The organism is Rhodobacteraceae bacterium IMCC1335, assembly GCA_039640495.1.
Lineage (GTDB): Bacteria > Pseudomonadota > Alphaproteobacteria > Rhodobacterales > Rhodobacteraceae > Thalassovivens.
Genome location: CP046864.1, coordinates 1,996,786 through 2,019,757 on the forward strand (window position 1 = coordinate 1,996,786; position 22,972 = coordinate 2,019,757).

A 22,972-nucleotide genomic window follows, 5' to 3' on the forward strand; every position below is an offset into this window, starting at 1 on the left:
CCTAAGAAAAGCTCAATTTGCTTTTTCAAGAATATCTACAACAAAAGAAACAACATCATCAGAATGCGTCTCGACATCAATATCATTCCATTTACCCAGAATTCTTCTGTTGTGATCAATTAAAAACGTAACGCGCAGAGGATATTGTTCATCTGGCGGCGGGCGTTTTAGAAGATTCAGTTTGTCACATAATGCTGCACCTTCATCGTACAGCAAATGGAACGGAATATTCTCATCCAACCTAAACTTGTCATGGGCAGAAATCGTATCGGGTGACACACCAACAATGTCTAAACCTAAATCTGTCAACGTTTCATAAACGATAGAAAAGCCCTTTGCTTGAATGGTGCAGCCTTCAGTGCCATCAGCTGGGTAAAAATAAAGGATGGTATTTTTAGACAAATTGGCTGTCGAATATAGCTCTCCTGAAGTTGACTGAAGTTCAAATTCGGGGATTTTATCACCAATATCGAAACCGTTCTGAGAAGCTTCCACTTGCAATCTACCAACAGTCTTGGACTCCGACTCCTCTGGCTTTTCTAGAATGCTCGGTTTGGCATCCTGATCCGGTTTTGAAAGGTCACCTATGCTTGAGGATGCCTCTAAGGCTTTCCAAAAAAACACAAACTTCCCTGCATATTGAGGGGGAACAACTGACAGCAATTCCCAGCCATCCTGACCCATTTGGTTCATATGATCATTCAAACGAGTTTCTTTAACATCAAAATTTTGAGAGGTTGTTTTATAAAGCCAACGCATCCTTCTGTCCTTCACTCAAATTAGCAGTCACTGCTCCAAATTATAGGAATGCTCAATACGCCGTCAAACCTAAGGCACCGCGGGAACACGGGAACACGGGAACACGGGAACACGGGAACACGGCAACACGGCAACACGGCAACACGGCAACACGGCAACACGGCAACACGGCAACACGGCAACACGGCAACACGGCAACACGGCAACACGGCAACACGGGAAGTGAATTTCAAATTGTCTGATCCGTCAAGTGTGGAAGGTTTTAAACAATTTTCAAAACTTAAGGTTTTATAGAAAATTCACATCGAAATTTTTTAGTTGTCAAAAACACTTGCCCTATGATGTCCTACACCCAAGATAATTAAGAGGAGTAAAGATGACAAAATATGCAATTTATACCAAGTGGTTCTGGCCGGATGGGTTGCCAAGCCTAGAGGCAATGCAAGAAAATCAACAAAATTTTAAACCAAAAACAAAGGCATTAGATGTGATCTGGTGGCGGATTGATGAGAATACACACCAATCGGTAATTATTTTTGCTTCAGAACAAGATGCCAAAGATGAGGTGGCGCTTAGAAATGAAAATCGTAAAAAAACAGCTGAAGCATCGGGCCATAAAATGGTAGAGGAAACGATGGGGCCGATAATCTCAATCATGTCTGACCTTTAACCAATTATCCTTAACTTTGGTTTCTAGATTATTAAGATAGCGCGCTTTTACTCCCAGCGTTCACCGCACCGATAGCCGTAGTCGGTTTTAAAACAGAAAACAAAGTTAACCGGCCTTGATAGGAACCGCATAATTTGCCAAAGGAATTTATCCATCATTGACGTTGAAATAAAATATTCACCACGAGATAGCGCCTTTGGGCCCCGTTTTTTGTAATAATTTCATTGCAGCCTTCTGAAGGATGAATTTTCTAGAAGCTCTTCGAAGGTCCGCGTTCGGTTGCTGCACAGGGTCGCTGTGTCAAAAATCGTATGATCGAACAGGTGTTGCAGAGCCTGAAATACCAATGCATCTATCTGTATAGTTTTGAATTATTTCATTACGGTCAACGCCCAGGGAGCCATAACCGCCAATTCTGCCATCACCTCATCGGGTGCTTTTGTCTCTATACCGAAGATAGCTACATGAGCGTGAAAACCTATGGATTCTGCATTGGAGCAGTTACGCACATGATTGGTGCCGTGATACGCATTGTAGGCGTTTAATTTATCATCAATCGTTTTGTATTGTGTGCCCTTTGGTTCAAACATTTTACATATCCTTTACAATCTTTCGAATTGTTTTAGCCGTGCGCGGCCCCATTGCATTTACAAGATAGGTATAAAAAGGGCTTCCTTCAATCACATGCGCTGCAAATCCGGTTGCGAATGCTTCCGCGGTATGGCCTTGAGTAATCCCGTTTCCAAGGCTCATGAAGTTTTTATAGTATGCTCTGAAAACGGATCCCAAGCAAAAACTGGAATGGGACACTTGATCGCCAATTATAACGCAAAAACGTTCCAAATCGATCCACGGAATCTTGCCAGCCATTGCGGCATATGCCTACAAAGCAGACCCAGTATGAATAACAGGCTGATGTAAAGTCAGAATTCGGACAAATTAGATTACAAACGGGTCGATAAATCAGCGTCAGCGATTGCGCTTGCACAGCAATCCCTCAGACCCGCCGCGGTTTCACAGAATGCATTGGGTTTATTATTCCAGCTGAAATTTGGCCTCGACAACACCATTATACGTTTGTGTTTTCGGCGATAAACTATCTCTAAAAGGAATAATTGTTTCCTCTGCCCAATCTGAAATCAAAATAAAATCATCAAGATGTTCAAAGGTTAAGCTGGCACTCATGCAGCGAGGGTCATTGCTATCCTTTACAATTTCCACAGTACATCTTCCCTTTAAATCACCATCAAATTCAGGCCACTTTTGTTTCAACACCATGATAAACATGTCGCAACATGTTTCATCTACGAACTCATTCATAATCGTGCGGCGAATTTCATCCATCAAAGCCTCCCAGATTTGGCTGTTGAATAGCAGTGATCAAATAGCTCCAGCCATTATTTGGCATCATCCTCACCACTATGGGTGTTGTTTAAAGGCGTTTAAAGATAATCGCCATAATTTACCACCGGGCCCGAAAAGGAATGGAAAATTTCTCCGTCTTCATAAGGCTCAACATATAGCCTCATCATGTCGCTTACACGATTGTCTCTATTCATAATTTCAATAAAACTTTCAACGCTATGATGCACGCCTATCAGAGCGTATTCACCTGTACCTAAATAAATAATATGATGCATAATATCATCAAAGGGATAATCTCTGGTATATTCTGCGCAGGCTTTAAACAGCGCTTCCTCTTGGCCCGCCTTGGCATGGAAGGGCATACAATTGATCATGCCAGCGATATGTTTCTCGGTTGATTTGCCATAGGATAACGCCCCACATAAATATGTGGAATCTAATTAATGGCAGGTTCGATAAGCACTTAGGCAGCGCTTTGTGATGCGGCGTTCCAAAAACTTTACCCCTTTATCTTAACATATCATCAAATCTAAGGGATGTTGCCCTTCAACCCATTTAGGGCCTTACAAAATTATTTCCTAAGAACCCGCAGTTAAATTCAAATTATCAATGAGCCTACTTAAATCAGAGTCTATGGAGAGCATCTCTTGCCAAGCAGGTGATTGCCGGTTCAGAGCACTAGTATTGGCCGCATTGACCGAACCGACATGGCATCTATAGGGACCTTAGACTTTCCTTAATTCTCCTGCCTTAAACCCAAGAAAAGATTGTAATTTAGCCCATTTTAGACCAAAAATTCGACCCATACCCCCCCTTATTTTTCATCATTTGCAAGGCTTTGCTGTAGTGATTTTCGACAGCTTTGATTTGATACACATTTCTAGAACCCACATAAATGACAGAAAGTCTGGGATTGTCTTAAAGCAAGCGGCTCTTTAAAATCTATCCACGCAGGGAGAGTCACATGAAATACGCTAGAATTGTAAATGCGGAATATAATTCAGAAGATGACTTGATTACATTTATCGCCAAATGGGAAAAATGGTGCCCAGATAATATGCCGCCTGCTGCCAGCCGTCATATCGTAAGAACGGGCCCTACCTCCACTTTATTGATGGCAGTTTATGAAACAGAAGAAATCGCGCAAACGGCCGGTGCGCTTGTACAATCATTTTTCAAAGATGTTGCTCACCATGTGCAAGACATGATCGCGTTTGATGGTGAAGTGTTGGTTCATGTATAGGCTGTGACAAGAACAGAAAAAGAGGGCTTTCTTCGCCGGTCTGCATAAATGAACTGTTACACAGCGGCGCAAAACCTAAAATTTAATCCGCCGCAAACGGATCAAACTGGTCTGCACGAAACACTGTGTGAATTACCTAGCCATCAAACATTTCAAACAGTTTCTTCGAAGTTTCTTTGCTTTCCCAACGCGTGGGAGACGCAAGTGCCTTTTCTATATGGTTGCGAGACTCAAATCTCATCGCCATCACAAGCGGGAAGCGGCTTTCTGCGCAATCGCTCTCTATATAGCGAAGAACGCGAAGCTCTAGTAAATTTGGAAATGCACTCCAAAGCGGAACCAAGTTATCACGCTAGTAGTTGTGAAAATCTTCTTCCATTCTTGTCTTAAGCGTTCCTTTGAAGAAGGCACCTCTAATAAACATGTTTACCCCGCTCCATAACTTTAATTCACCTTTTGCATGCGGTTACAGTTTTACTTGTCCATAAGCAACTTAGCTATTTCTTCACCAACTTCTGGATGTTCGAAGAAAGGCAATTCCTGGCAAATTACAGCCAAGTGCTTTGGATTTTTTGACGCTTGGTATTTTTGCCACTGCGCCGCCACCAATGCTTTGCGCTGATCGTATTTACTAAGCGGCTCAACGCGTGCCGTTTCTAGTTTTGGTTTTCCAAAAATTTTATCCCAGCCAGAACGATACTCGGGCGTGGAAACGTTTGAAAAATGGCTCGTAGATGTTTGTGATGCAGATTTGGGTGCATCTGTTTTCTTCTGGCTCTCTCCTGAAGTGCCGGCGGTTTCTTTTGATTTTTGTTCGGCAGGTGCTGTTGAAGCGTCGTGCGAAGCCGTGGGTGGCTTTGAAAGCTCATTTTTTGCAATCACCGGTTTGGACTCAGCTTTCCCACTGGCAGTTTTTTCGTTCATGAAGAACCTTCACCTAAACATTTATGATCTTTCATACCCCAGTGCCAAATTGTGATCTGTAACACAAGTGTCCCCCGTACAGCATTCCATGATGTTGGATTTACAATACGCGCAAGCTTCGTGACCATGCACAACGATTGTTTGCAACGGAGCCGCGCAGCGTGGGCAGCGTTGAATATTGGCGTTGCTAGGATGTGCGTAGTTATCCACAATTAGCCTTACGAATTGGAAAAACGCTGGTGAAGCATCTCTGGTAAGGACCAAACCCATATCGCAGATTTCACGATCCTAGATTTATTTTTCCATAAGAAAACTGAGGCCTCATAAAGCACCCATATGATAAGGGTAAGAACCAGTGCAAAGATGATAACTCCAGACAATCCCATTGTCGTGCTGCACATCTGAAAAGCCCCTTAACTGCATCTTTTGGCTATGTCGCTTGGGACTTTGTGACCTAGATCCGCCCCAATAGTCAATGGCTAAGCCTTAACAAACGCATTTGCTTATTGGCTCAGGCTATAATCATCTATCGCTTATGCTGCGTGCTGGGCTGGACGGGCCCGTGATAATGATTGTTGGATCATATAACTACTGCGCCTCCCCTAATGGGCTTTGCGCCATGAGACCCTTATATATTCCTTGCTCAGACTTGGATTGGGCTGTTTGATCCCGTTTAAACATCGTGGTTGCAATGAATTACGCTTTTCACATTGATTTGGGGGATATGGCCTATGAAACCTGGCACATGATGTACACAAAACCCAAAAACGCTGAGAAGCGGGCTGGTTGGTGGGATCCAGAACATATTGGGCAAAGCGGCCCAAATAGTGCATTGAGTTTAGCTTAAATAAGCGATGAAGGTAAATTAACCGCGCATATGGTGTTTGTAAGAGAGATGGCTGCTGAAATGGGTATGCATCATGAAATTTACAAACTCATACCCTATGATAGGTAAGATATAGCGTTCAAGTAGTACAACCTTCCGGTACGAATCCGCTTCGGCCACACCTCTAATATGAAACAAATATGCGAGGGCTTACTCCGAAAAGATCGAACAGCACAGCTTTTCTCCACTAAGCTTTTTGAAAACACGCGCCAAAACAGAGGTGACGTTATTCAAAGCGTTATTGTGTAATTCGCAAGAACCTATGAGGCGAAATAAATCGAATTACCCTTTTTGATTTTCGTTTTTAAACGTTCTGTTGCTTTGCAAATTTCAAATCTAGTGTATCCTTATGTCATGAGAAAGTTATTTATATATTTATCTTTTGCGATGTGCTTTGCCTTTGGAAGCCACGGGCCAGCATGGAGCGCTGAGACTCAAACGGCTTATGCGGCACAAGAAAAAGATAAGAACAGCCCTGCCCTTGAAGAGCAAATATCTTTAGCAGAGCAGGAAAACTTAGAGGCTCAAATCTGTCTAGCCAGCGCGTACCGGCAAGGAAATGGCGTTCCCCAAGATTATAAAACTGCGGTTAAATGGTTTACGCGCGCCGCCGAGCAAGGTCATGCTGTGGCCCAATACAATCTTGGAATAATGCATAGTTTTGGTCTGGGCGTTGTTCCAGATTATAAAGCATCTGTTAAATGGTACACACGCGCTGCTGAACAAGGCAATCCGATTGCACAGTACAATTTGGCCAGGCTCTATTATCTAGGTCCAGGTGTCAAAGAAAACTTGGCTTACGCTCATATGTGGGCAAACCATGCTTCCTCTAATGGCTTTGAGATGGGTGAAGAATTAAAGGGGCTTTTGACAGAGCTTATGAGCCCCTCTCAAATAAAGGAAGCGCGAAATCTCGCAAACGAATGTTTTAAAAAAGCCTATAAAGGTTGCTGAAATCCTGCTCTGCAGGTTTCTATCGCCCTGTCAGGTAATCATCGGCTTGAAAAAAGAATGGGTTCAGTGTCGCTCTATTGTTCGATCCCTTGAAACCTTACTTTGCTCACGGATTGCATTTTAACTATCTTTAACAAATAGTTCGGGACCGTTGTTTAATTGTAGAGACTACAGAAGCATCATATCATATTAAGTTAAAATCTTCTTGTTAATTTTAAATTTGATCATTCTTTTAGCTGAAACTTAATAATTTAAACTCGATACCGCGCTGCGAGAGACGTTACAGAGCAACTAAAGGGCAGGTAATAAAACCGGCCCCGTCTCGAACAACCCGAGATGGATTTCTTCATCGATCGATAACGGGTTATCCACATCGTCATGCACCGCGAAAATATCTAAACCACCGATATTTAAGCTGTATTCCATACGATTGCCCACATAGGTGGCTTTGCGCACCGTGGCCTTTATGCCGGCCTTGGCTTTAATATCTAAACGCGATGGCCGTACCGCAAGCGTCGCGGGGCCAGCGCTACACCCATTCGCTGGCAATTTATGCACAAACCCTCGTACTTCAATTTCAGCCATCTCGTTTGAAACATCTAGCACCTCGCAGGGAATTAAATTGGCTTCGCCAATAAAGTCTGCAACAAAATGGTCTGCTGGTGCATCATATAGCTGCCTTGGGGATCCGATTTGTGCAATTGCTGCGTTTCGCATAACCACAATCTCATCCGAGACGGCCAACGCCTCTTCTTGATCATGGGTGACATAAATCACCGTTAAGCCAAGGTTTTGCTGAATTTCGCGTATTTCTTCGCGCACTTGCCGCCGCAATTTTGCATCTAAATTTGACAAAGGCTCGTCAAATAAAAGCACCTGCGGCTCCAGCACCAAGGCGCGCGCAACCGCAACGCGCTGTTGTTGCCCGCCCGATAATTCGCTTGGCAATCTATCGCCATAGCCTGAAAGCCCAACCAGTTCGAGCCCCGCGCTGGCCCTCTCAAGCGCCTCAGGCTTCTTAAATCCAGAAAAATTTAACCCATAAGAGACATTTTCCAACACGCTCATATGGGGAAATAAAGCATAGGATTGAAATACCATCGACACATCACGATCGGTGGCTGGCAATTTTGTAACATCAAGCCCGCCAATCATAATTTTGCCTTTGCTCGCCATTTCCAAACCCGCAATCATCCGCAAAGTCGTTGTCTTACCGCATCCGGATGGCCCCAAAAGCGTGACCAGTTTACCCGCCTCAATATTGAGATTGATCGAATCCACAGCAACCACATCTTTTCCATAAATTTTAGTAACATCATGAAAGGAAACCGGTGCTGCATTGCTCTTAATTCCGACCATATTTTAATCTCCCGAATTGGCCCGCCGGCCAATTTTTGTTTTCCCGACAAGAAGCTGCAAAAGACCAACCGCGCTTAACATGACAAGAATCAACGTTGTCGAATACGCAATCGCAAGCCCGTAATCATTGTTTTCAACCCGCCCAATAATGTAGCTTGTAGCCATGTCATATTCGGCTGAAACCAGAAAAATTACTGCAGAAATGGCGGTCATGGCGCGCACAAAGCTGTAGACAAGCGCGGCTAAAATCGCAGGACGCAGCAGTGGCAAAATAATTTTGCGAAATGTTTGCCAAGAATTTGCCCCCAAGGTCAGTGAGCTTTCGTCCAAAGATTTGTCCAATTGGCTCATCGATGCGATGCCCGCGCGCACGCCCACCGGCATGTTGCGAAACACAAAGCTGACAATCAGAATAATTCCGGTGCCGGTGATTTCGATCGGTGGCACATTAAAGGCTAGAATATAACTGACACCAATCACGGTGCCCGGAATTGCAAAGCTGAGCATCGTACCAAATTCAAAGCTATTTTTTCCCGCAAAATTTTGGCGGGTCAAAAGATACGCAGTGATAATGCCAACGATTGCGGTTAAGGGCGCCGCAATCGCAGCGATTTTGAGGGTGGTGAAAAAACTATCCCACGCCGCGCCCGTCCAACGGAGTCCGCTTTCAGATAAGCGAACCGAAAAAGCTGTGATATAATGTTTGAAGGTAAGGGCATTTCGAACCCCCCATAATTCGACAAAACTGCCATAGAGGATCATCACGTAGATCAAAGCGCTAAAACCAGCCCAGAGGCAAGCCATCGCGGTAACGGGGAAAGAGACTGCGCGGGGCATTAAGGGATGAACACCAGTATCACCTTTTCCGGTGACAGTGGTGTAACTTTTTTTGCCGAGCCATCTACGTTGCGCGTAAAAGGCCGATAACGTAAAGAACAACAAGATGATCGCCAGAACCGCGGCGCGTCCTTGATCATATTGCGCCCCAACTATGGTGAAAAATATCTCGGTTGAAAGCACGTCATAATTCCCCCCCAACACTAAGGGATTTCCAAAATCAGCCATGCTTTCGATAAAGCCCAGTAAAAACGCATTGGCGAGCCCGGGCCGCATCAGCGGCAGCGAAACAGTTTTGAAAACCTGCCATTTTGAGGCACGCAGCGTTTGTGCAGCTTCCTCCATCGAGGGCGAAACACCTTCGACAACCCCAATCAGAACGAGAAAGGCGATCGGAGTGAAGGCCAGAATTTGCGCAATTAAAATGCCCGGCAAGCCATAGAGCCACCGCGTTGGGGCCACCCCGAAAAGATCTGCAAAAAAGACCGTTACAGAGCCAGACAGGCCGAATAGTAAGATTAAGGCTAAACCAATAACAAAGGGCGGCGTAACGATTGGCAGAACGGTTAACGCTCTTAAAAGCTTTTTGTATTTAAAGCCAGATCGCGTCACCACAAGGGCGAACATCAACCCAAGCACGGTGGTAATAAGCCCCACCAATATGGCGAGAAAAAGTGAATTCCAAGCGACGCCGCAGCGAGTCCCATAAAAACAACCCAAGCCCCAAATGCGGTCATCAAATAATTTTGAGAAGAATACAACAATCGAATAGCTTTTATCATCGGCAACAAAGGCGGTGATCAGCATGGTTACAATTGGAAAAAAAACGAACGTTGCAACAATTGCAATCACGCCTCCGATTGCGGAGACAACAAAAATATCACCATTCACCGCTCCCCTCGCGGCAATCCCCTGCGTCAAAAGGAATAGGAAGGCGGATGCTACCATCAAGCCGCCATAACCCATGCCGTATTGGCGGTCTCCTAACTCGCCGAAGATCTGGGATAAAATGGGATAGTTAAAGCCGCGTATTCCAATGCCAAAACCCTGCGCAGTCAGATACGCAAGCCCGCCTGCTCCAGACAGGATCAATAACCGGGAATACCAAAGGTCATTCTTATGGGACTTCAAAATCAAAAGGGGAAAAGCCAAAAACAGAAGCATTGGCGCGAGCCAAAGTTTTTCAGCTTGCAAAATTAAGATCGCGGCCGGCGCATAATCCGCGTCAAAAGGATAACCATCAACCAACCATAAAAAAGAAAAGAACCCGTCTTCAACGCCATACCAGGGAAGAATAAAAAAGCCGATCCACCCGATGGCTATCCAGAGGATAAGGGTCGGGTGGATCTGTTGTTTAGCAGTGGAGTTTTGCATTATTTATTGGGGAAGAACGGATACGTCATCATCCCATTTTTTCAAAAGACGCTTTCTTTCGCTTGAAGAGCCATATTTCTTGAAGTTGTAGTCAATCAATTTGATCGAAGACATATCCGGTGCGCTTGGAGAGGTTTTTGCCCCTGTATTTGACGGCACTTGGAAGGCGTTAACTTCTAAAGCCAGGTTTTGCGCTTCGGCAGTCAATGCCCAGTCATAAAAGGCTTTGGCTTCATCCATATTGCGCGCGCCATCAATAATGGACATTGATCCAATTTCATAGCCGGTACCTTCGCAGGGGGCGACGACTTTCACAGGAAAGCCCGAAACAGCTTGTTTCACCGCATCATGCATGAAAACGATACCAATGGTGTTTTCACCACGACCTGCCGCCTTGATCGGTGCAGAGCCTGATTTTGTATATTGGTTTATATTTGAATGCAGCCCTTTCATGAATTCAAAACCTTCATCTTCGCCAAAGATCTGAACCATAGAGGCCAGCGTGGTATAGGCGGTTCCCGATGAATTCGGGTTCGCCATTTGAACATGGCCTTTATATTCGGGCTTCAAAAGGTCTTTCCAGCAGCCTGGTTCGGGCAGATTATTGGCTGCTAATACCTCTGTATTATAGCCATAACCCAGCGCTCCTGAATAGATACCGATCGTTTTGTTGCCAGCACTTTTTGCTTGGCTGATCGCCCAAGGGTGCAATTGGTCCCGCATTGGTGACATATATTCTGCTGTGAGGCCTTCTTCTGCTGCCTGCAGATGAGGATCCCCAGTACCGCCCCACCAGACATCACCTTTAGGATTCGAGGCTTCCGCCCGGATCTGGGCAAAAGTTTCACCGGATGATTTTCGGGTCATATTTACATTTATTCCGGTGGCATCTTCAAAGCTGCGCGCCATCAATTGGCACCAATCTTCTTGTGCACTGCAGTAAAAGGTAAGTTTTGCAGCACTTGCAGCGCTTGCCGAAATGGAAAGGCCCATAACGCCCGCAACAATAAGTGTATTAAATTTCATATTATTCCCTCCCAGTGAATTTTGTTATTCTGTGAGCCTAAAGGCCCATGAGAGGCTAGACAACCATGGTTAAATTACCATTGCAACAGAATAATTTACAAAACAACATTCTAGCATTGACCTCTGATGAGACACAGTTTTAGCAATACAATTATCGCAGGCGCTAAGAATGAGCCGCGGTTCCGGCGAAGGAGCATTAAGAGGGCAACTTAAGTTCCCAGACCTTAGTAATGTGACTTATTTTCTCACCATTGAAATGAATTGCATACACATAATCTGTCTTCATAAACATCGGCTTTGGACCGATAATCACGTTGCCCCGTATTTCAGCATAAATCAGCACAATATCCTTATCGCGATCATGAGCTTCGGCTTTCACTTCAACTTCAACATTGTCATCAAACATTGCTGACGCCTCTGTCATCCAATCGCAATAAATATCTAAACTGTCTACGCCAGCAAGGGTTTCAGAATCGGTCTCAAAGGACGCGTCCTTGTGACAATATGCCTGGCAGTCTTTCCAACCTTTGCCATAGTCACATGCTTCAAAAAACGCTCGCGCCGTGTCTAGCCTAGTCATTAGCCCACCCCGTTACTGAGCCAGCATAGCGCAACGCAGACATATGTGAAGTCTTTACTTATGTTAGAAAAGCTCCCCTATCGCGGGGTTAAAGCGGGCCAAAAGCTGCTTCAACCCATCGCAAAGAAGATGACGTATATTTTGATCGCACATGATGTTCAAAGAACAAGGCTTAAAAAGTTGGGTATAGTTTTGGCGCGTTCAAAGCTGGTCTGGCATCAGCGCCCGATACAATAGCGATCATAAGCAATAATCAAGCGCATTTCATTAAAGGGATCGCGCATTGCCCCTCATTTGCGCGATAGGCTCGCACAGTATCCCACTAAGTCAGAGAACAAGAAAACATAATATTTGACGGTTATGCCGCTGATAAAGTCAATTTCTAACTCATTTTTAGTCGAGTAGATCTATCGTCAGCCAAGTGGTATCTCTACTTCTTATCGACATATGAGAAAGGTGTGACATGGATTTTTCGGCAGGGGCGGCATGGATGAACGGTCAGATTATACCCGTTTCAGAAGCCAAAATATCCGTTTTTGATTGGGGCTTAACGCGCTCTGACATTACCTATGACGTGGTTCACGTATGGGAAGGCGCTTTTTTCCGCTTTGAGGAGTATTTAGATCGTTTTGAAGTTTCAATGAAAAAAATGCGTCTTGATGTGGGCATGGATAGAAGTGCCATTCGAAATGCTTTGATTGAGTTGGTCGCAACCTCCGGATTACGGTCCGCATATGTCTCTATGGTGGCCTCACGCGGAACGCCCCTAATTCCGGGCACGCGTGACCCAAGAGCCTGCAAAAACTATTTTTATGCTTGGGCGGTTCCATTTATATGGGTGATACCAGAGGCTGTCGCAAAACGCGGCGCGCATATTTCTGTTGCGCGGGATTCGAGGCGAATTCCACCAAATTCGGTTGATCCCACGGTAAAGAATTATCATTGGGGTGATATGACAGCGGCGTTATTTCAAGCATTAGACGCTGGATATGACACCACTGTTTTGCTGGATCATAATAATCTGGTGACCGAAGGACCAGGGTTCAACATATTTGCAGTGATTAACGGAAGCGTTGTCACACCAAAATCGGGAATGCTTGAAGGAATTTCCCGCAAAACTGTATTAGAAATCTGCGAGGCATTAAGTATCCCCTGCGCGGCGACCGATATCAGCGAAGAGGCGTTTATGAATGCCGAAGAAGTTTTCACAGCTACGACCGCCGGGGGGCCGGTTCCAGTTACGCGCGTAAATGGCCGTATTTTTGGAAATGACGCAATTGGCCCCCTCACAGCAAAGATCTTACACACTTATTGGGAGTGGCACAAACGTGAAGATTTGGCGTTAAAGATCTGCTATGCTCCTACGGGCGATTTGACCTGAAACTCGATCGGAAAGCGAAGAGTCTTTGAAGCAGAAAATGGCAGCTGTGAGCCTAAACCGGCCTCAAAAACATCACAAAAATACTACAAAATAATTATTTAAATCAGCATAATATACCTATTTTTTCATATAATCCACAGCTTTCACTTCTTAAGGCATGCAAGCTGAAACATTACCCAAACCAATCTTAAACATGGATAACCGCGTTGGTGATTTGAAATTATTACTAGCAGCTAGGGTAAACCAAATTCTCATGATTTTATGAACAAAAAGAGTATCTGATGAGATGCAAAATTAATGCTAAATATTACGCCGAAAGGCATTTAGGCTGCCAGCATGGACCAACTCACTAGGAAGCTGGTGCCCAACAATATCTTCTGCCAATCGCCCAACTTCTATCAGCGCATCTAAATTTACTCCGGTTTCAATTCCTAATTCTTCACAAAGTAAAACGAGTTCTTCGGTACAAATATTACCAGCCGCTTGTGGCTGCCCAGCAAATGGACACCCTCCTAAGCCAGCAACTGTAGAATCGAATCTGCGAATTCCCATTTTTAACGCAGCATATGCATTTGCAACGGCTAAACCCCGAGTATCATGAAGGTGAAGGGATATCTGCATCTCTGGCCACTCATTACGCACTTCTCCTAAGACACTTTCAATTTTGTGAGGGGACGCCCAACCCATTGTATCTGCCAGAGAGAAATCTGTGATCTTAGCACCTGTCTCTTCCGCTATCCGCATTCCATCTTTCAAAATATCCACAACGCAAGTTGGCGCAATATCACCTTGATAATTGCAACCAAAAGCTGCCATCACTCCTATATTATTGACGCTGATCTTATGATCAAAAAGGGTTATGGCATGCCGTTTCATGGCTGCCAAATTCTCAATGTGGGATCTATTTAAATTTTTCTGAGTAAAACCTTCCGAAGCAGTTAGGGAAATTGAACCAGATAGCGTTAACTTATCTTTATATTCAAGCGCTCTGTCCAAACCCTTCCTATTAAAATAGAGCCCCGTATAATTTACACCCTCGACTGCAGTAAAGCCATCCACTACTTCTTCTGCGTCTGCCCAACCCGGCACTAACCGTGGATTCACGAAAGAGCAAACTTGAATATTTTTCAAACCAGTATTTGATAAAGCATCTACAAGCTTTATTTTTTGAGCCGTCGATATAGGACCAGGTTCAATTTGAAACCCCTCTCGTGGTCCCTCTTCAAAAATTTCGACAAAATTTGGTAAATCAGAAATAAAGCAACCTCCTTAAATTGCGCATGAATTGAAAGTATCAAACGATCACCGAAGGAAGTATATCAGGTGTTCTGTAATGCGTCATTCAAATAACAAAATTATCGATTTTAAGAAGCGTTTAAAACGAAAGGAAATCATGCTAGATCGTTTCCACATGACAAATATCGAGTGATCAGGGGAAAATATGGGTACGACATTAGTGCCAAAGTATAAAATCTTTGCTGGGACTTCAAAATGCCTTTAAGCGGCATCCGTGTTATTGAATTCTGTCATATGGTCATGGGGCCAACTTGTGGTATGATCCTAGGTGACCTCGGTGCCGATGTCATAAAAGTAGAACCGTTAAGTGGAGATACAACCCGCCGACTAGAACATAACGGCGCCGGTTTCTTCGCATCATATAACCGCAATAAGCGCTCCATTGCGCTTGATTTAAAATCGCCTAGGGGGATCGAGGCTGCTAAAAAATTAGCAACCGGTGCCGATGTTATAATTGAAAATTTTAGGCCCGGTGCCCTAGAAAAACTTGGACTTGGCTACACAGAACTGAGCCGAAATAATCCGGGCCTAATTTATTGTTCGTTAAAAGGATTTTTAGAGGGTCCCTACGCAAATCGAACAGCACTTGACGAGGTGGTACAGATGATGGCGGGTCTTGCTTATATGACAGGACCAGAAGGTAGGCCTTTACGCGCTGGAGCATCTGTCATTGATATCATGGGCGGGATGTTCGGGGTTATCGGCATCCAAGCGGCATTGGTGTCTTAGCCCCCTAGAACTGTGCCAGTATATTTTGGCAAAGGGAGTAAGGAAACATGGCTCGAAAGCGTTATTCTGATGAAGATGTGTTGAAGTTGTTACGCGAGATTGATGTTCATTTACATGATGGTTTGGACGTTGTGAGTGCGTGTCGCAAAGCTGGGATTTCTGATAAGAGTTATTATTACTGGCGTAAGAAGTTTGGAGGCCTTTCTCGTTCGCAGGTTTCTGAGATGAAATCGCTCAAGAAAGAAAACGAGCGCTTGAAGAAGATCGTCGCTGACTTGCAGTTAGACAAGGTGATCCTGAAGGAGAGCCTTGATCATCTAAAGCCGCGGGCCTGACGCGGGCTCAGCTTCGTCAGGCTATTATTCATACGCGTCAAAAGCTGGATATTTCTGAGCGGCGTGCTTGCGCTGTTCTGGATGTAGCCCGCTCAAGTCTGCGCTATCAAGTCAAACCAGTAGATGACAACGAACTACGCTTGGCGATGATCCGGCTGGCCAAGCAATATGGGTGGTATGGTTATAGGAAAGTCACAGCCCTGCTGCGCATGGAAGGCTGGCGTGTTAACCACAAGAGGATCGAGCGCTTATGGAACGAAGAAGGTTTACAGCTGCCGCGCCGGCACAAGAAGCGCAAACGGCTTTATCATAAAGACAGCTCCATCATCAGGCTGCGGCCCACACATCCCAATCATATTTGGGCGATCGACTTTGTGCACGATAAGCTTAGCAATGGGCGCAGCTATAAAATGCTGACGGTTCTAGATGAATATACCCGTCAAGCGCTCTGCGTGGCAGTGCGGTCCAAAATGAATGCGAACGATGTTTTGGACGGATTGCACCCACTGTTTATGAAACACGGCAAGCCAGAGTTTATTCGCTCTGACAACGGACCTGAGTTCATTGCCACGCATCTACAGGACTGGCTGAAGAGGATCGGCATCAAACCAATGCAAATCTATCCAGGCAGCCCTTGGGAAAATGGGTATAACGAACGCTTTAACGGCACCTTGCGAAAAGAAGTGCTCAACGCAGAATGGTTCCACACCACACGGCAAGCCCAGGTCGCTATCAATGTTTGGCTTAGGCAATACAACCAGTTCAGACCTCACCATGCATTGAACATGCGCCCACCCGTCCCAGAAACCTTATTAGAGAAACCAAAAATCAATGGACGAATATAGGGGACTGGACACTCAACTATAGCATCGATACTTGGTATTCGACTGATTTGAACAATTTCACCAGTGTCTAGCTCTATAAGACTCCAAGTAATATCTGGCTTGTTCATAATTTCGGCCAAACGCTCAAGTGCCTTTTTAAATTCAACTGAGCAACCATGCTTAGGTGTATATTTTATCACCGACCAGACTGCATTTTCCATTATTCATCCTAACTATTTGCTTGTGACTAATGTGTTACAAAAATATGCAGAGACTCTACAAATATATTTCGAACAGCATTGTTATATTGGGAGGCCTGAACCAAGGCTATTTTTCACGGACGCTGCTGAGAAATGCTTAGACTGAAATATCCAATCAATCCGCACTTCCTAAATTCTTAAAGTCCTGAACATAATTCTAAATTTTTTCAATTCTATAGACTGTGAATATGCTGTACATCGGGTTTAATTTTGTCAAACTTTCACGTCCGCCCAAACTTGATAAGGATCACGACCGGAACATTCATTTTTATTGATGTGCATAATAATCGGATAGGCCACAGTTATTAAGTTTTCGTACATGCCATTTTCCGTAAGCGTAATCATGATATCCTCCTCCGTTTCCGCCTCCCAATGACAAAAGAAGAAATCATCTGTTCCCACCCATGTTGCAATGCATTGCGCTTTAGGAAAATTCCATCGGTCTGCCCATTCGTAATCTGTACGAACCGTATTCTTTAAACTTTCAAAAGTATTTTTCTTTGCCACTTCGTTTTTATACGTGTGTATTGCCAGAAATGTTTTGCGCGCCATCAGCATTCTCCATTAATTTTTTTCAGAATAACGCAGCGCAGGAATTCGTAGAGCAATTATTTAAGGTTTTTGATAGTTTAGCGTAAATCAAATTTAATACGGCCACGCAAGGTTCCTGCATAGCCGTATTAAGTTTCAATGTTTAAACTTGAGGCTACTTTTCAACAGACGCGTCTTTTTTTTCGTCTAAAGACCAAGCACCTGCGCCGTTTACGAAAAAAAATAAAAAACCTCCAGCAATTGCAATATTTTTCATAAAACTTGCCATTTCATTTTGATCAGCAAAATTATTATGAAAAATTAGAGCAGATAGAATGCTGAAACCTGCCAATCCCAAAGCAATCCAACGGGTTTGCCAGCCAATGATGATAGCGATGCCCCCGAACACCTCTAAGATTATAACAAAAGGTAGAAGAAAACTTGGGACGCCCATTGCCTCCATCCAACCCGCAGTAGCGCCGTAGTTGAACAACTTATTTAATCCAAACATTACGAAGATAAGCGAGATGAATACCCTGCTCACTGGCGCTGCAAATGTAGCTGCTTTTTCCATTTCAAGATCCTTTATGTTATGCTTCACGGCGCTTTTTGCCTCATAGGCAGATTTTTTGTTTAGATACTCTTCTTCGGTCAACAGATGCCAACCGATGCAATTATCATTTGGTGATCGTCCGCAGGTACATTTTTTTTCATCCATGATATGCTCCTTTTCAAATTCAAAATCGTAAGTCGGATATAAAAATTTGTGAGGTATAGATAAGGCTTAAAAAACTGGTCGAAGCGTTCTATTTATCAGCACAGGAATTCGCAGCGCATCAAAAAGGTAACGCCACCGCAACCCTCTCAAAGCAATCGAAAAAACTGTTCAGTACTGATTGTGTAATACACTCAGCAAAAGTAATTTTATGATCAAGAAATGTTCTTTTGGTCTTTGATAAATATTAGAAGTTTGTCACAAGCTTAGGATCATCGCGAGGGTCGATCATGATTTACAAGTTTAAGAGTTCGCGCTTCTTGCGCTTGAAAAAATACAACCAACAAATTTTGCGGCGGCTACAGTTTAAAGCCTCGAAGGGCAGCAAGATTATAGATACCAATCATAAATGGGCCTAGTACGCTGATATAGCGGTTATGCCTTCCAGCCCAATGTTCTGTAGAAAGACGCCTCGCAGACGCATGCTTGCCCATCGTGGGCTTTTCATGCCCCAAGCGCGCAGCATTATCACCATTCGGCACCACTTTATTCATGATACCAGTCTCTGGGCCTATGAGGCCGCTAAGTAATTCTTTCATTTTAGAAGCCTTTGGTTACGCTTTTAGCCAGCTAAAAAGGAGAGATAAAAATGAGCTTCATTCAAAAATCCCGCGCTGTCATGGATAATTGGAACAAAGAAGAATTTAAAAAAATTCATCATCCGGATCACATGTTCATTCGCGAAACTGAACTTGTTACATTAGATGACTGGGCGGATAAAATGGAAAAATGGGTCGTCAGTGGTGATTTTCTCAAAGATACAAAAGACCGAAGAAAAACATCTTTAGTGCATGAAAATGAACATGTATGTGAATTACGGTGGGAAGGAGACGGCGATCTAATTACTCTCGTTGTTTTAAAAAAGAAAGGTTTGGCTTGGCGGTCAAACGTAAACCGAGTGCCTTTAGAAGACTTAGAGGAAGTTTGAATTTAATCATTTCCTATCCCCCAACCAAACTAAAAAGGAGCAGCGAGGATGAATTCACCCATTGCCCGCATTTTGCATTTCAGTTTTGAAACTGCAGAAGATTTAGAATTATAGGTTTTGAAATATCAAACCGAAACCAGTGAGCTTGCACAAGAGGCTATCCAGCGAACGCTTATTAAAACTGACGAAACCTCCTTGGTAATATGTAATATTTATCGCAATGAAGAAGATGCAGATATTGTTTTTGAAAGGCTTTCAAAATGGTCTGGTACAGTAAAAGCGGCTCGCACTTGGGATAGCTTCAATCTCACGGGTGAAGTTGTTTTTTCAGAGCCACAATTTTAAACCTGCGGCTTACTTCTTAGGTCCCAACCCAATGGCAAAGGCTCCGCTCATCGCTCCCGCGACAGTCACAGAGAAAGCCATTGTTCTTTTTTATTCTAGCATCCGCGGCTGACGTTTCGCAGTGATATTTTCAATAGCATCGGCAAGGTGAATGTCCGCAATCGCCGGATCACCATTCGCAACGCGCAGGCGGTGCGCCTCGGCCAAAACGTCAGCATGCGTTGACCCTTCTGGCGGTTCAAACCGGTAACATGCCAGCTCAACACGCAACCCGAGCGGGTCATGAAAATATATGCTGTTCATAAATCCGCGGTCTTTAACCGAGGTATGCTTGATGCCGCGCTCCTTTAATCGATCGCTGATTTGGGTCAGGACCACGCGTGACACGGAGAAGGCGAGATGATGCACGGCCCCTATCTGATCTTTTAGCAAAGTTCCCGATGGCTTTCGGCTTTCATCCGTAAAAACTGTGATGGTTTGGCCATGACCGGCGGCAAAATAGAGATGGCCTTGAGAAGGATCATCTAAATTAGGTTGGTCAAATATTAAAGCAAAGCCCAACAAACCTTCCCAAAAATCAATCGAGGTTTGGCGGTCTGCACCAGTCAAAGTGATATGATGTATCCCTTGAGCTTGTATCTTGCGCATTATTTAATTTGCTCCTTGATAAAAATTTTAATTTTACAGGCTTCATCTAACGACTGAGGGTTGAGCCAGTCATTACCATTCATAATCTAGAGCGCTTCCTGTAACACGCCAGAAATTACAGTTTCTATTCTTCCTAACCACTTACAATCAAAGGTGAGGCTACCATGAGGGTTATCAAACGCGTCCAAAATAACTTCCGCTGGAACTTTTTCAGCGTGAAAGGCTAACCAAGCTGAGCGCCTTCTAGGACAACCTATTAATGCTCAAAAAATCTGCCTAACTTTTGATCTTATGACCATTATTTTTAACCGTCAAAAAAACAAGTTGAAAGAAAGCTTTAATAGGGATCTGGCGAACGCAATCACTTAAATCCTAAATTTGACGTAGTAAAATCATGAAAAAACAGTTGTAAATTTGCTTGCAAGTTTGTTCTTCGCAGTAAACGCCCAAGCTGAAGATAATGCATTAGCTTCCAAGAGCGTGCATTGCTACATCAAAGCAACGGTACTCACTGAAGATATTGATGCTTTGAAAGCAGTTATCTGTTCACTTGTTGAAATAACAAAAACTGAAACTTGTGTAACAAATTATGAACTTTATCTGATTGAAAATAATATGCTCTATGTCTTTGAACGTTACTTAAACTCTAACGCAGGTGCGGTGCACGGCGCTAATGTTGGAGAAATTGAGGCAATGAAAAATATCTTCTCAATGCTGGAACCAATAGAATTTGTTTTATTTGGTAGCCCATATGAAGGGCCATGAGGGGATTATATTGAATCACAAGGTATTTAGCCAAAAATTAATAGGAGGTTTCAATCGCTGATTTAAACATAAATGACCGGACTGAGTTATCAGCCTCTAAACACCAACACCCTTTAAAGCTGCTCCAGCCCCTCAATCTACCTTAGCCGCGCCATTAATCGAGCAGAGAACAGAGTCCGATTGGTTTCGCGATTTTCGACGGAAGACAAGAATCTGGCGCCGCTCAAACCTATCGAGTGCCGATAGAAACGGTTTTGCAATTTGCACCCAGCGTTTATTCTCAATCATCATCCCCAAGTCATCCAGCTCACTCTGAGCAGCGTGGATGTCAGCGTCCATCTTTACAATTTTCGCTGATAAGGTGACGTCCAGATCACGCCTGCCTGACCTCGCGCTGGCGCGGGCGAACTGGTGCCTGATTATTATCTCAGCCTCGCTACCTAGCTCCATACCAGCAGGCAATGGAATGCGATCACTGATGGCACAAACACGTCCTATTTCCACAAAGGTAGACTTGTTTTGATCTCGTTGTTTTTCTTTTTCTGACTCTGTTTTAAGCTTGCCATATATGTGTCAATTTAAAGGTATATCAGAAATTTTTCTCCTTTGTTTTACAAAACTCCTATACGATGGTCTCTCATGTTCTCATTTGGTTTTAAGTAGAAGCTTTTTCGTAAACGCGAAGAAAGTTTAATGTGGATGCAGGGTTCTTGCTCCTGGCTTTAAGCGAGTGGACTACCCCCCGCCTTTATTTTAAAACGATACAAAATCTAGAGGCGTCCATGACCTATTTGCAAACTTTCATCTTAGTTTTTGCCGCGTTTATAGTTGCAGCTGGAAACCTCTTTATCCCTCGTTACTTTGACCGCCAGCAAGAGTTGCGAGATCGCAGCCCAGACTGCGTAACTTACCGCCACTATGCTCAGTCTTACGAAGTTGATGTGGCCAAAACAGCCGAGTTCTATATGGCCAAAGGTGAATGCACGAGAATATTCCCTGGCACTTTAGATCGTTAGGCTAACCCTCAGCGCCAAACACGTCAGCATTTTTTAAGCAATTTCCAATTTAATCGCGGCACATTGGCTAGGAGAACGCACAATCATTTTCTATGCTGATATACTAGCTATACGATTTTTTTGGTGGGTATTTATTGCGATAACGGAGGATGAAAAGAAAGCGATTGGGAATTCAATGGTTGGTGAAAAACATTCGAAAAGACCATAGAAGTGTGTAGGCTTTTTGATCAAGTGTTTCAGTATAGATCTAAAAACAAGCCTCAAATAGAGCAGGGAAATGTAAAATCTGACCGACCCTCTACGCCGAAAGATCAAGCGATAGGCTTTCTTTGCCGCATGTGTTTAATCATCAGACGGTAACTTAAATAAAAATATGTTTGAGCAGATAGTTCAAATAAATTTAATTATTTTCGATACAAACAAATAGGATGTTGATCATGCTGGACAATTACCCATAGCCGGTGTTTTGACCTGCGATTTGTAAATGCGCGGCTAGCCTAATCGCGCTCTTTTACATCAGCAGCGGATCCTGGACGGATCAAGTTTACCAAATTCCAGCGGATCACCAACGCTGACACTGCCAGCAGCAAGATAGCGCTACTTTCATACAGTAAATCAATGGTATTTATTCCCTTGCCTTGCAATATAATCAAACGGCAAAGCGCTGTTATTGCTATAAAAATTGGAACTGTTATCGGGATCTTCCTATATTTATAAAATGCGGCGACCATTCCTAAAACCTCAGCATAAATAAACAATAACAAAAGATCGGTCAGCTTCACTGCACGGATAGACACCACTGATATAATCTCAACTAAAACGGCGTAGGCGGTTAAAAATGCAATTACGACAAGCAGCGATTTTTCCATCAAAGTGATGAAATTATACCAGTCAAGTTTCAATTTTCTTATCTTTTCCATGGCGCAAAGGTAAACCTTCGACGCATCATGTCCACTATGATGGCGTATTTTGTTGCTACGCCGTGTTCATGAAGAAGATCTTCAACTTTCCTAAGTGAAAGTGGAAACCTTACATAAAGCATAGCTAAGGAGCTAAGTTCACAGTCTATGCTGAGCAAGTAGGTTTATTCTGACGCGCCCGTCATCCCAATAGAAGCAGGGCAGAACTGACTTTTTCGGGAAGCATTCCGCGCGCGCCCTCT

At 43.8% G+C, this 22,972-nt stretch carries 25 protein-coding genes and 1 pseudogene; 10 read left to right on the forward strand and 16 right to left on the reverse strand.

Translation table 11 applies throughout. From position 1 onward, the window contains the following. Nucleotides 1-12: 12 nt before the first annotated feature. Entirely contained in the window at nucleotides 13-759 is a 747-nt protein-coding gene (locus GN241_09505) for a redoxin domain-containing protein (protein XAT57577.1), read from the reverse strand. A 376-nt stretch (nucleotides 760-1,135) separates the two neighbouring features. Between GN241_09505 and GN241_09510 the strand changes: the two genes are divergently transcribed. Next, nucleotides 1,136-1,429, forward strand: a complete 294-nt coding sequence (locus tag GN241_09510) for a hypothetical protein (GenBank protein ID XAT57578.1) — start codon at nucleotides 1,136-1,138, stop codon at nucleotides 1,427-1,429. A gap of 371 nt (nucleotides 1,430-1,800) precedes the next feature. Here the strand turns inward: GN241_09510 and GN241_09515 are convergent, their stop codons facing one another. The 4 genes from GN241_09515 to GN241_09530 form a co-directional block, all read right to left on the reverse strand. Then, nucleotides 1,801-2,019 carry a hypothetical protein gene (locus tag GN241_09515; protein XAT57579.1) on the reverse strand — a complete coding sequence of 73 codons (219 nt, stop codon included), beginning with the start codon at nucleotides 2,017-2,019 and terminating at the stop codon, nucleotides 1,801-1,803. Nucleotide 2,020: 1 nt separating this feature from the next. Continuing rightward, nucleotides 2,021-2,299, reverse strand: a complete 279-nt coding sequence (locus tag GN241_09520; protein ID XAT57580.1) for a hypothetical protein — start codon at nucleotides 2,297-2,299, stop codon at nucleotides 2,021-2,023. Nucleotides 2,300-2,464: 165 nt separating this feature from the next. Beyond that, a complete protein-coding gene (locus GN241_09525) occupies nucleotides 2,465-2,773 on the reverse strand; it encodes a hypothetical protein (protein XAT57581.1) in 309 nt (102 codons plus the stop codon). 98 nt (nucleotides 2,774-2,871) lie between these two features. Further along, nucleotides 2,872-3,168 carry a hypothetical protein gene (locus tag GN241_09530; GenBank protein XAT57582.1) on the reverse strand — a complete coding sequence of 99 codons (297 nt, stop codon included), beginning with the start codon at nucleotides 3,166-3,168 and terminating at the stop codon, nucleotides 2,872-2,874. A 590-nt stretch (nucleotides 3,169-3,758) separates the two neighbouring features. Between GN241_09530 and GN241_09535 the strand changes: the two genes are divergently transcribed. Beyond that, nucleotides 3,759-4,037 carry a hypothetical protein gene (locus GN241_09535; GenBank protein ID XAT57583.1) on the forward strand — a complete coding sequence of 93 codons (279 nt, stop codon included), beginning with the start codon at nucleotides 3,759-3,761 and terminating at the stop codon, nucleotides 4,035-4,037. Nucleotides 4,038-4,511: 474 nt separating this feature from the next. Here GN241_09535 and GN241_09540 read toward each other — a convergent pair whose 3' ends face one another. Beyond that, nucleotides 4,512-4,961 (reverse strand): hypothetical protein, encoded by a 450-nt coding sequence (locus tag GN241_09540; GenBank protein XAT57584.1) that lies wholly within the window; start codon nucleotides 4,959-4,961, stop codon nucleotides 4,512-4,514. A gap of 1,240 nt (nucleotides 4,962-6,201) precedes the next feature. On the opposite strand from GN241_09540, the gene GN241_09545 reads away from it, so the two are divergent. Further along, a complete protein-coding gene (locus tag GN241_09545) occupies nucleotides 6,202-6,801 on the forward strand; it encodes a hypothetical protein (GenBank protein XAT59244.1) in 600 nt (199 codons plus the stop codon). A gap of 291 nt (nucleotides 6,802-7,092) precedes the next feature. Here GN241_09545 and GN241_09550 read toward each other — a convergent pair whose 3' ends face one another. From GN241_09550 to GN241_09565, 4 genes are all read right to left on the reverse strand, one after another. Next, the gene (locus GN241_09550; protein XAT57585.1) at nucleotides 7,093-8,160 is read right to left on the reverse strand and encodes an ATP-binding cassette domain-containing protein; all 1,068 of its coding nucleotides are present in this window, start codon (nucleotides 8,158-8,160) and stop codon (nucleotides 7,093-7,095) included. A 3-nt stretch (nucleotides 8,161-8,163) separates the two neighbouring features. After that, nucleotides 8,164-10,371 carry an ABC transporter permease subunit gene (locus GN241_09555; protein XAT57586.1) on the reverse strand — a complete coding sequence of 736 codons (2,208 nt, stop codon included), beginning with the start codon at nucleotides 10,369-10,371 and terminating at the stop codon, nucleotides 8,164-8,166. A gap of 3 nt (nucleotides 10,372-10,374) precedes the next feature. After that, nucleotides 10,375-11,397 (reverse strand): extracellular solute-binding protein, encoded by a 1,023-nt coding sequence (locus GN241_09560; protein XAT57587.1) that lies wholly within the window; start codon nucleotides 11,395-11,397, stop codon nucleotides 10,375-10,377. 196 nt (nucleotides 11,398-11,593) lie between these two features. Beyond that, complete coding sequence (locus tag GN241_09565; GenBank protein ID XAT57588.1) at nucleotides 11,594-11,977, reverse strand: nuclear transport factor 2 family protein; 384 nt, start codon at nucleotides 11,975-11,977, stop codon at nucleotides 11,594-11,596. Nucleotides 11,978-12,440: 463 nt separating this feature from the next. Between GN241_09565 and GN241_09570 the strand changes: the two genes are divergently transcribed. Continuing rightward, nucleotides 12,441-13,358 (forward strand): branched-chain amino acid--2-keto-4-methylthiobutyrate aminotransferase, encoded by a 918-nt coding sequence (locus GN241_09570; GenBank protein ID XAT57589.1) that lies wholly within the window; start codon nucleotides 12,441-12,443, stop codon nucleotides 13,356-13,358. A gap of 300 nt (nucleotides 13,359-13,658) precedes the next feature. On the opposite strand, the gene GN241_09575 is transcribed toward GN241_09570, so the two are convergent. Continuing rightward, the gene (locus GN241_09575; GenBank protein ID XAT57590.1) at nucleotides 13,659-14,615 is read right to left on the reverse strand and encodes a hydroxymethylglutaryl-CoA lyase; all 957 of its coding nucleotides are present in this window, start codon (nucleotides 14,613-14,615) and stop codon (nucleotides 13,659-13,661) included. Nucleotides 14,616-14,849: 234 nt separating this feature from the next. On the opposite strand from GN241_09575, the gene GN241_09580 reads away from it, so the two are divergent. Continuing rightward, on the forward strand, nucleotides 14,850-15,383 hold the full coding sequence (locus GN241_09580; GenBank protein ID XAT57591.1) for a hypothetical protein: 534 nt from the start codon (nucleotides 14,850-14,852) through the stop codon (nucleotides 15,381-15,383). Between the two features lie 47 nt (nucleotides 15,384-15,430). Then, a pseudogene (locus tag GN241_09585) lies at nucleotides 15,431-16,563 on the forward strand (IS3 family transposase). A 452-nt stretch (nucleotides 16,564-17,015) separates the two neighbouring features. On the opposite strand, the gene GN241_09590 reads toward GN241_09585, so the two are convergent. The 3 genes from GN241_09590 to GN241_09600 all read right to left on the reverse strand — a co-directional run bounded on the left by GN241_09590 (nucleotide 17,016) and on the right by GN241_09600 (nucleotide 18,647). Further along, nucleotides 17,016-17,354 carry a hypothetical protein gene (locus tag GN241_09590; protein XAT57592.1) on the reverse strand — a complete coding sequence of 113 codons (339 nt, stop codon included), beginning with the start codon at nucleotides 17,352-17,354 and terminating at the stop codon, nucleotides 17,016-17,018. A gap of 154 nt (nucleotides 17,355-17,508) precedes the next feature. Further along, nucleotides 17,509-17,907: a DoxX family membrane protein gene (locus GN241_09595; GenBank protein ID XAT59245.1), complete on the reverse strand. Its 399-nt coding sequence runs from the start codon at nucleotides 17,905-17,907 to the stop codon at nucleotides 17,509-17,511. A gap of 500 nt (nucleotides 17,908-18,407) precedes the next feature. Continuing rightward, nucleotides 18,408-18,647 carry a hypothetical protein gene (locus tag GN241_09600; protein XAT57593.1) on the reverse strand — a complete coding sequence of 80 codons (240 nt, stop codon included), beginning with the start codon at nucleotides 18,645-18,647 and terminating at the stop codon, nucleotides 18,408-18,410. Nucleotides 18,648-18,697: 50 nt separating this feature from the next. Here GN241_09600 and GN241_09605 point away from each other — a divergent pair, with 50 nt between their 5' ends. Both GN241_09605 and GN241_09610 read left to right on the forward strand, forming a co-directional pair. Beyond that, nucleotides 18,698-19,036 (forward strand): hypothetical protein, encoded by a 339-nt coding sequence (locus tag GN241_09605; protein ID XAT57594.1) that lies wholly within the window; start codon nucleotides 18,698-18,700, stop codon nucleotides 19,034-19,036. A gap of 117 nt (nucleotides 19,037-19,153) precedes the next feature. After that, nucleotides 19,154-19,381: a hypothetical protein gene (locus GN241_09610; GenBank protein ID XAT57595.1), complete on the forward strand. Its 228-nt coding sequence runs from the start codon at nucleotides 19,154-19,156 to the stop codon at nucleotides 19,379-19,381. A 90-nt stretch (nucleotides 19,382-19,471) separates the two neighbouring features. On the opposite strand, the gene GN241_09615 is transcribed toward GN241_09610, so the two are convergent. Continuing rightward, nucleotides 19,472-20,029 carry a VOC family protein gene (locus tag GN241_09615; protein ID XAT57596.1) on the reverse strand — a complete coding sequence of 186 codons (558 nt, stop codon included), beginning with the start codon at nucleotides 20,027-20,029 and terminating at the stop codon, nucleotides 19,472-19,474. A gap of 414 nt (nucleotides 20,030-20,443) precedes the next feature. Here GN241_09615 and GN241_09620 point away from each other — a divergent pair, with 414 nt between their 5' ends. After that, the gene (locus GN241_09620) at nucleotides 20,444-20,794 is read left to right on the forward strand and encodes a hypothetical protein (protein ID XAT57597.1); all 351 of its coding nucleotides are present in this window, start codon (nucleotides 20,444-20,446) and stop codon (nucleotides 20,792-20,794) included. Nucleotides 20,795-21,576: 782 nt separating this feature from the next. Continuing rightward, the gene (locus GN241_09625) at nucleotides 21,577-21,810 is read left to right on the forward strand and encodes a hypothetical protein (GenBank protein XAT57598.1); all 234 of its coding nucleotides are present in this window, start codon (nucleotides 21,577-21,579) and stop codon (nucleotides 21,808-21,810) included. Between the two features lie 497 nt (nucleotides 21,811-22,307). On the opposite strand, the gene GN241_09630 is transcribed toward GN241_09625, so the two are convergent. After that, nucleotides 22,308-22,730 (reverse strand): phosphate starvation-inducible protein PhoH, encoded by a 423-nt coding sequence (locus GN241_09630; protein XAT57599.1) that lies wholly within the window; start codon nucleotides 22,728-22,730, stop codon nucleotides 22,308-22,310. Between the last annotated feature and the right edge of the window lie 242 nt (nucleotides 22,731-22,972).